General features: G+C 41.8%; 1 protein-coding gene and 2 pseudogenes. All 3 read left to right on the top strand.

Annotation, left to right across the window (positions count from 1 at the left end):
- Positions 1–48: 48 nt before the first annotated feature.
- Positions 49–2,541: pseudogene (locus LNN34_RS22160) on the top strand (SDR family NAD(P)-dependent oxidoreductase); the annotation flags it as partial.
- A 261-nt stretch (positions 2,542–2,802) separates the two neighbouring features.
- Positions 2,803–5,961, top strand: a pseudogene (locus LNN34_RS22155) (beta-ketoacyl synthase N-terminal-like domain-containing protein); the annotation flags it as partial.
- Positions 5,962–5,972: 11 nt separating this feature from the next.
- Positions 5,973–8,466: beta-ketoacyl synthase N-terminal-like domain-containing protein (locus tag LNN34_RS21720; RefSeq protein ID WP_229044592.1), on the top strand; the 2,494-nt coding region annotated here is incomplete at its 3' end.

Below are 8,466 nucleotides of genomic sequence, written 5' to 3'. Positions count from 1 at the left end.
AGTACTGTAAGAGAGAAGGAAAACACTCAGAACGACAAACCATATTATTTGCTTGTTTTATCGGCCAAAACACCTGAAGCCTTGCAGGGGAAAATTCATGAGATGGCGGGTTTTCTTGAAAAATCTCAAAATAGTGGAGCGATGGACCTGGCAAAAATCAGCTATACGCTGATGGAAGGAAGACATCACTTCGACTGCCGCTGTGCGGTTGTGATCAAAGACATGGAAGATGCAGTCCGAGTACTCAGACAAGCTGAAGGGAACGAAAAACTGCCAAATTTGTTCAAAGGAAGAGTGCCTAGGGACTTTACAGCTCAGAGTGCTATCCGTAAATCTGTGAGGGATCTCATCGACCAAAGTTATGAGGATCAGGAAAATCCGACTAAGTACAGAGAGAGTCTGTATGCATTGGCTGAATTCTACTGCCTAGGCTATGAAGTGTCGTGTCAAGAGCTGTTTGATAATGGGAAGCTAAAAAGAGTCAGTCTTCCTACCTATCCGTTTGCCAAGGAAGAATATTGGATGGATTATCCGGAAGAAATAAATCCTCTAAGTGTAGTACAAGTTGGTTCAATACATCCATTGCTTCACCAAAATACCTCCGATTTATCAGAACAGAGATACAGTTCTATTTTTACCGGAAATGAATTCTTCTTGGCTGACCATATTATCAAAGGTAAGCGAACGCTTCCTGGAGTAGCCTTTTTGGAAATGGTAAGAGCAGCTGTTCAACTTGCAACAGGCGGTACAGATAAGGACTATGAACGAATAAAACTGCAAAATGTTGGATGGGTTAAACCGATTACCATTACAGATCAGCCCGTACAGGTGAATATTGGGCTTTATCCAAAGAACAGCGGCGAGATTGCCTATGAGGTATATACGGAAACGGACGATACAGCGAAAGGATTTACTGTGCATAGCCAGGGGAGTGCAGTGTTGGTTGAAGGTACAAAATCTTCTGTATTGGATTTGAATTCCATAAAGGCACAGTGCACGGAAACAATAAGTTCAACACAGTGTTATGAGACATTTGAAAGAATGCAGATGCAGTATGGGCCTGGCCATCGAGGAGTCGAGGAAATTCGCATAGGTAAAGGAATTGTCTTTGCAAAAGTAAAAGTACCGGATGCTGTTAAGGACACTGCGGAACAGTATGTGCTTCATCCTAGTATCATGGACGGTATCTTTCAGGCATCCATCGGTTTTGCTATAAGTTCTGGGGACACAGAGATAGAAACAAAGCCCAGCCTGCCATTTGCCATAGATGAGTTGGAAGTATATAGCCGCTGTCATACAGAAATGCGAGCAATCATTCGAAATGTTCAAGGCCGAGATAACAGGGTGATCAAATACGATATTGACCTTTGTGATGGCGAAGGAAATATATGTGCACGCATAAAAGGCTACACTTCACGTATGCTGGATGGAAGCATTGGAGAAGGAAAGCCGATCGAAACAAAGATTATGGAAATTGAATGGAAAGAAGCGCCGGTATCAAGACAAACACATGAATACAATCGTCATATCGTTTTTTATTGTGACAGAGAGAATATCCCAGACGAACGCCAATATCGGGCTGGAGGCATCAGTACTCTAATTCGCAGTATAAGCCTAAACAGCAGTGATGATAAAAAAGATTCACGTTTTAAAACTTATGCGGGAAAAGTATTTAAGGAGATAAAGGATATTCTTGCAGACCGAGATGGAGGCAGTGTACTTCTTCAAATAATCGTTCCAGGAAGTGAGGAAGGGAAGCTTTACAGTGGAATGGTGGGAATGTTAAGGACTGCTTGTCAAGAAAATCCGAAATTATCGGCACAGTTTATAGAGATAGATGCAGAAGAAAATAATGCGGACATTATCTCAATCATAAAGTCGGAGAAAAACAATCCAGAAGACAAACATATCCGATATACAAATCGAAAAAGATATGTTGCTGAATGGAAACAGGTGAAAACAACTGAAAAAGCAGAGCTGCCATGGAAAGATGGCGGAACGTATCTTATAACTGGAGGAGCGGGAGGCCTCGGACTGATTTTTGCGAAAGAGGCTGCACAGAAAATAGGTAGAGGAACACTTATTTTAACGGGACGTTCACAGGAAAATGACCGAATTAGAGAGCATCTTACAGAACTTCAGAAAATGGGGATGAATAGTCAGTATCGACAGGTTGATGTGTCGGATAGCAAGCAGGTAGAGGAATTAATATCTAGTATTGTTAAGCAAGACGGAGGATTGGATGGAATTATTCACAGTGCCGGAATCATAAAAGACAATTACATTATTAAAAAGACACAGGAAGAATTCATAGAGGTCCTTGAACCGAAAGTATCTGGAATCGTCAACATTGATGAGGCATCCGCAGATCTTGATATGGATTTCTTCATAATTTTTTCTTCTATATCTGGGAGCCTTGGAAATCCAGGACAGTCTGATTATGCGGCAGCCAATGAGTTCATGAGTGCTTATGCTGGTTATAGAAATAAGCTGGTTGCCAAGGGACAGCGAAAAGGGAAAACACAGTCTGTTAATTGGCCGTTATGGAAGGAAGGCGGAATGGGAATCGGCGAAGAGAAAGAGAGAATCATGGAAAGAAATACTGGATTCATCGCCATGCCGACAGAAAGTGGAATCAAGGCATTCTATGATTGCTGGGCAACAGACAGTGAAAGAGTACTTTGCCTGACTGGTAACATTGACAAAATCATTGATGGAATGAATAAACAGGAGCCATACATAACGGCAGTTCAAGTGAATGCGTCACAAGAGGAACAGCATAGTGGATTTGAAACTAAGCCGGAATTTTTAAAAGAAAAGACTGCGAATTACCTTAAGAAGGTTTTATCAGAGGTATTGAAGTTACCAGCAACCCGTATAGAAACAAATGCCCCTATGGAGAAATACGGAATTGATTCTATTTTGGTCTTGGAACTGACCACCAAATTAGAGAGTATATTCGGAACATTGCCAAAGACACTATTCTATGAATACCAAACTCTCTGGGAATTAAGTGGATATTTTCTAGCGTCATACAGGGAACAGCTGAATAGGCTTATTGGTATTGAGGTAACTGAGGCTCCGAGGATTGAAACTATAAGTATACCTGAGAAGAAAGATAAGTCGATTCAGACTAGAAGAAAGACTAGATTTATGTATCATCCGGAACCTGAGGCTGAAAAGAGTGCTAGAGAGGCAATGGATATTGCAATTGTAGGAGTATCAGGTAAATATCCTATGGCAGAAAATGTACAGGAATACTGGGATAATCTGCGTGATGGGAAGGATTGTATTACTGAAATACCGAAGGATCGCTGGGATTATCGACCCTATTTTGATCAGAACCTAAACAAGACCGGTAAAACATACAGTAAATGGGGAGGATTCATCGACGGAGTGAAACACTTCGATCCGCTGTTCTTTAACATTTCACCGCGTGAGGCTGAAACCATGGATCCGCAGGAAAGACTGTTTCTTGAATGTGTATATGAAACTCTCGAGGATGCGGGATATACACCAGAAATGCTCAGAAAAAATAAAGACAGCGGACTTGGGGGTGATGTAGGTGTTTATGTTGGAGTTATGTATGAAGAGTATCAACTGTATGGTGCTCAGGCCCAAAGCCAGGGAAGACCGATTACATTATCAGGAAGTGCTGCATCAATTGCTAATCGTGTATCTTATTATTTTAACTTCCATGGACCAAGTATGGCGGTAGACACCATGTGCTCTTCATCGTTGACATCCATTCATCTGGCATGCCAGGCCCTACAGCAGGGCGGGTGTGAAGCGGCGATTGCCGGAGGAGTAAATGTATCAATTCATCCGAACAAATATCTAATGCTGTCACAAGGAAAATTCGTTTCAAGTAATGGAAAATGTCTAAGTTTTGGCGAAGGCGGAGATGGATATGTTCCTGGGGAGGGCATTGGAGCCGTAATGCTCAAGAAACTCTCAAAAGCAGTAGAAGATGGAGACCATATATACGGAGTTATAAAAGAGACTGCGCTAAATCATGGAGGAAAGACAAACGGTTACACTGTACCAAATCCTAATGCCCAAAGGGAAGCAATTGGAAAAGCACTGAAGCGTGCCGGAATCAATCCTAGAACAATCAGTTATATAGAGGCTCACGGAACAGGTACTGCTTTGGGAGATCCAATCGAAATTTCGGGATTGACTCAGGCATTCAGAGAGTATACGGATGACAAACAATTCTGTGCAATCGGATCAGCTAAGTCCAATATTGGACATTGTGAAAGTGCAGCGGGAATTGCAGGAATAACCAAAGTGCTAATGCAAATGAAACACGGAGAAATTGCTCCATCTCTCCATTCAAAATCGCTGAACCCCTATATTGACTTTGAAAATTCACCATTTGAGGTACCACAGTATTTAAGGAAATGGAAAAGACCAATCATAAAGGAAAACGGTGCAGAAAAGGAATATCCGAGAAGAGCCGGAATTTCTGCCTTCGGTGCAGGAGGTTCCAATGCCCATGTAATAATCGAAGAGTATCGTTCAGAGGACAGTATTCAAAAAATACCGTCAGGAAAGCATGAGACAGCAGTTATTATCTTATCTGCAAAAAGCAGCGAACAATTGAAAGAACGTGCACGAAGGCTGCATGCAGAAATAAAACAAAACCGTTACAAAGATGAGGACCTAGCATCCATCGCCTATACTCTTCAGGTAGGGAGAGAAGCCATGGAATATAGAATGGGCATGCTTGTATCAGGAATCCAACAGCTTGAGGGAAATTTGGCTGCATTCCTAGGAGGGCGCACAGATATAGAAGACTTTTATCAGGGATATGCAAAGAGTTCGAATGGAGATATGGCCATATTTGCGAATGATGAAGACATAGTAAAAGTCATCGAATTGTGGGGATTGAAAGGAAAGTATAGAAAACTTGTGGATTATTGGGTAAAAGGGTTTGATCTTGATTGGGAAAAGCTATATCACAATACTAAACCACGCAGGGTCAGCCTGCCTGTCTATCCATTTATGAGAGAAGAGTATTGGGTAACCGATATACCAGAATCGCAGCCTCTTTCGAATGCAGATATGACTGGTATAACACATCCGTTACTTCATCAGAATATATCTGATATTAACGGGCAACGTTTTAGTTCCTGGTTTACGGGGAGAGAAAAGTTCTTCAAGCAAGGTATAAATAAGGGAGATGGGGTTTTATTAGAAGGAGCTCATATTGAGGTAGCGCGTATAGCTTCCAGCCTTTATATGAATAATCACGAATTTACACTTACATTAAGGGATGTTACGTGGAACAAACCAGTTATTGTAAATGAAGATTCCAGTCAGATTCAAATTGCTTTGTACGAAGCAAATGATGGTGAAGTTGAATGGGAGCTTTATGGTGAAAATGATATAGACAGAGAAGGACACATATGCAGCGAAGGTAAGGCGGTTTTCATGGAGATGATTACACCTGAGATCCTCGATCTTAATGCTCTGCGTGAGATTTACTCCCATAATGTATTTTCTAATATGGCAGATGCTGCAGACACTCACTCAGAGTTTACTCGTTATATTGAGGAGCTGTGGTCAACTGAAGAGCTTGCTGCTGGTGAGACAAATGAACTTTTAATTAAGTTTAGTGATTCTATCTCTAATGAAAATGAAGAGGCTAAAAATCCGATAATATTTGAGCCGGCTATACTCGATTCATGTTTGCATGCATTTCATTTATATAGCGGTAATTTCTGTTATGGAGCAAAAGCAGTGAGTATGGAGGAAGCGGAGTTCATCGTTGGGTCAGGCTCATACATCTGGGGAGTGGTTCGTGTCAATAAGATGGTTGGTGTTCACGATACAGATGTTTTAGAGATGGATATTGATTTCTGTGACGAGCATGGAAATCTATTAAGTTATATTACAGGTTTGAGATACATTAGTACAAATCAGGGCGAAACAGGAGCTGATCCTTCACTATGGTGATTAAATCTCACATGAATTCTAAACATACTACTGAAGAACCTTTGACCGATTATAGATTATTTAGTCAAGAGGAAACGAAGGTAAGAGAAGAAAAGCAACAAGCCAAGAAACCGGTAAAAGGGAGAAAGCCTGAAATGAAAGGCTGGACTTTAAAAGAGTGCGTACTATGGGAAATAAGAGACTCGGTAAGCAAGATACTCAGAATTCAGAGAGAAAAGCTGGAGGCTGATGAAAACCTTGCGGACTTTGGGTTTGATTCAGTAAGTCTTTCTGAACTCGCGAACGCATTAAGTAACCGCTATGATATCGATATCACACCTGATGTGTTTTTTGCCTATCCAACCTTGGATAGACTGAGCGGATATTTACTTAAACGTTATTCTGATGAAATGAAAATATTTTATCAGGAGGGTGTAGAAGTAATCCATACAGCAGAAGAGGGAGCTTCTGCTATAGTCAACAAATCATTAGAGAACAGAAACATTGAAAATAGGAGAAGAAATACAAGGCGTAATCGTCCAGGCAGGAAAACTTCTAATATGAGGGAAGAACCGATTGGTATCATTGGTATGAGCGGACGATTCCCGGATGCATGGAATGTGGAAGAATTGTGGTCCATCCTATTTGAGGGAAAAGATGTCATTCGTGAAGCACCGCATGAACGTGCCGAATGGTGGGAAGGTGATACGCACGACGGCAAAGCAGCGAACAGGAAATTTGGAGTCGTGCCGGGAGTAGATGAATTTGATCCTTTCTTCTTTGAACTATCACCTCGTGAAGCAGAGATGATGGATCCCAGACAGAGATTGCTGCTTCAGGAAACATGGAGTGCACTAGAGGATGCTGGTTACGGGTCTGGGTCTTTTGAAGGTGAGAAGATAGGGATGTTTGTAGGAATAGAGGAAGGTGATTACAGGCTGTTAGTAGGGAGTGAGGGAGGAATCACTTCTAATCATAATGCCATCCTTGCGGCAAGACTTTCCTATTTTCTGAATCTAGACGGACCGAATGTCGCTATCAATACGGCGTGCTCGTCAGGACTTGTAGCTGTTCATCAGGCTTGCCAAAGTCTCAGAAACGGAGAATGCGATACTGCCATCGTGGCGGGGACCAATCTTTTGACCACGCCCGAGGGTTACGACAGTATGGACAAGGCAGGAATGCTGTCTTCAGACGGAAAGTGTTATGCCTTTGATAAGCGTGCAAACGGAATGGTACCAGCAGAAGCTGTGGCTGTCATCGTCTTAAAAAGACTTTCGAAAGCTGAAGAGGACCGCAACCCTATTTATGCAACAATAGTAGCAAGCGGGATTAATTATGACGGAAAAACAAACGGAATTACTGCGCCAAGCGGACGTTCACAGAGCAATCTCATCAAAGAAGTCTATGAGCGCTTTTATATCAATCCAAGGGATATGGAATACATCGTGACCCATGGAACGGGGACGAAACTCGGTGATCCGATCGAGATTAATGCATTGGCGGAGGCATTTAAAGATTATACAGAGGAAAGAAGTTACTGTGCATTAACGTCCACGAAACCGAATATCGGTCATACCTTGGCGGCCTCAGGGATCGTAAGCCTGATAAGCCTTGTGATGTCGTTGAAGAAGGAGACCATTCCGGCAAGCATCAATTGTGAACAGGTAAATGACTATATTCAGTGGGAGAACAGTCCGTTTTTCATTAATCGAGAAAATCGAAAATGGACAGATAAAGAAGGGAAAAACAGACTTGGTGCAGTCAGCTCCTTTGGGATGAGCGGTACGAATGCCCATGTCGTGCTCCAGAGCTATGCCTCTAAAGGAAATATAAAAAAACGTGTACATGGAAAGACAGAACTTCCGTTTTATCTTATTGCGTTATCAGCGAAAACGCCAGCAGCTTTATGGAAAAAGATATATGACCTAACGGATGTACTTGAAAAAAACAGAAAAATTGGAGCGGAAGAACTGGCTGAAATTAGTTATACAATGATGGATGGAAGACATCATTTCGACCATCGTTTTGCTATGGTGATTAAGGACAGGGAAGACGCAGTCCATGTACTCAGGCACGCTGATGAAAATGAAAAACTCCCCAATCTATTTACGGGAAGTTTGCCAAAAGACTTTAAAGCACAGTCTGCTATCAGTAAATTTGTAGAGGATTTAATCGAAGAATGTCGTGCGGAGCAAGGGAATCCGACCAAGTACCGAGAGAACCTATTTGCGTTGGCCGAGTTTTATACCCGTGGCTATACGTTGTCTTGTAAATCACTTTTTGCGGATATGATTCCTAATAAAGTCAACCTTCCTCATTATCCATTTGCAAAAGAAAAATATTGGGTGCCATCTGAAATTAAGCAGTCAATAGGAAAGAATTTTATTCAAGACAGCTTCATACACCCGCTGGTCCATGAAAATACATCTAATCTTAGTAGGCAGCGTTTCACTTCTGCATTAACTGGTAAAGAGGATTTCCTCTATTCCGTAAATGAAAGCTCTGTTTATCTGCCGGAGTCAG

It is taken from the genome of Bacillus sp. AF23 (assembly GCF_020861455.1).
GTDB lineage: Bacteria > Bacillota > Bacilli > Bacillales > Bacillaceae > Bacillus > Bacillus halotolerans.
This window is presented reverse-complemented; position numbering and strand designations above follow the sequence as displayed.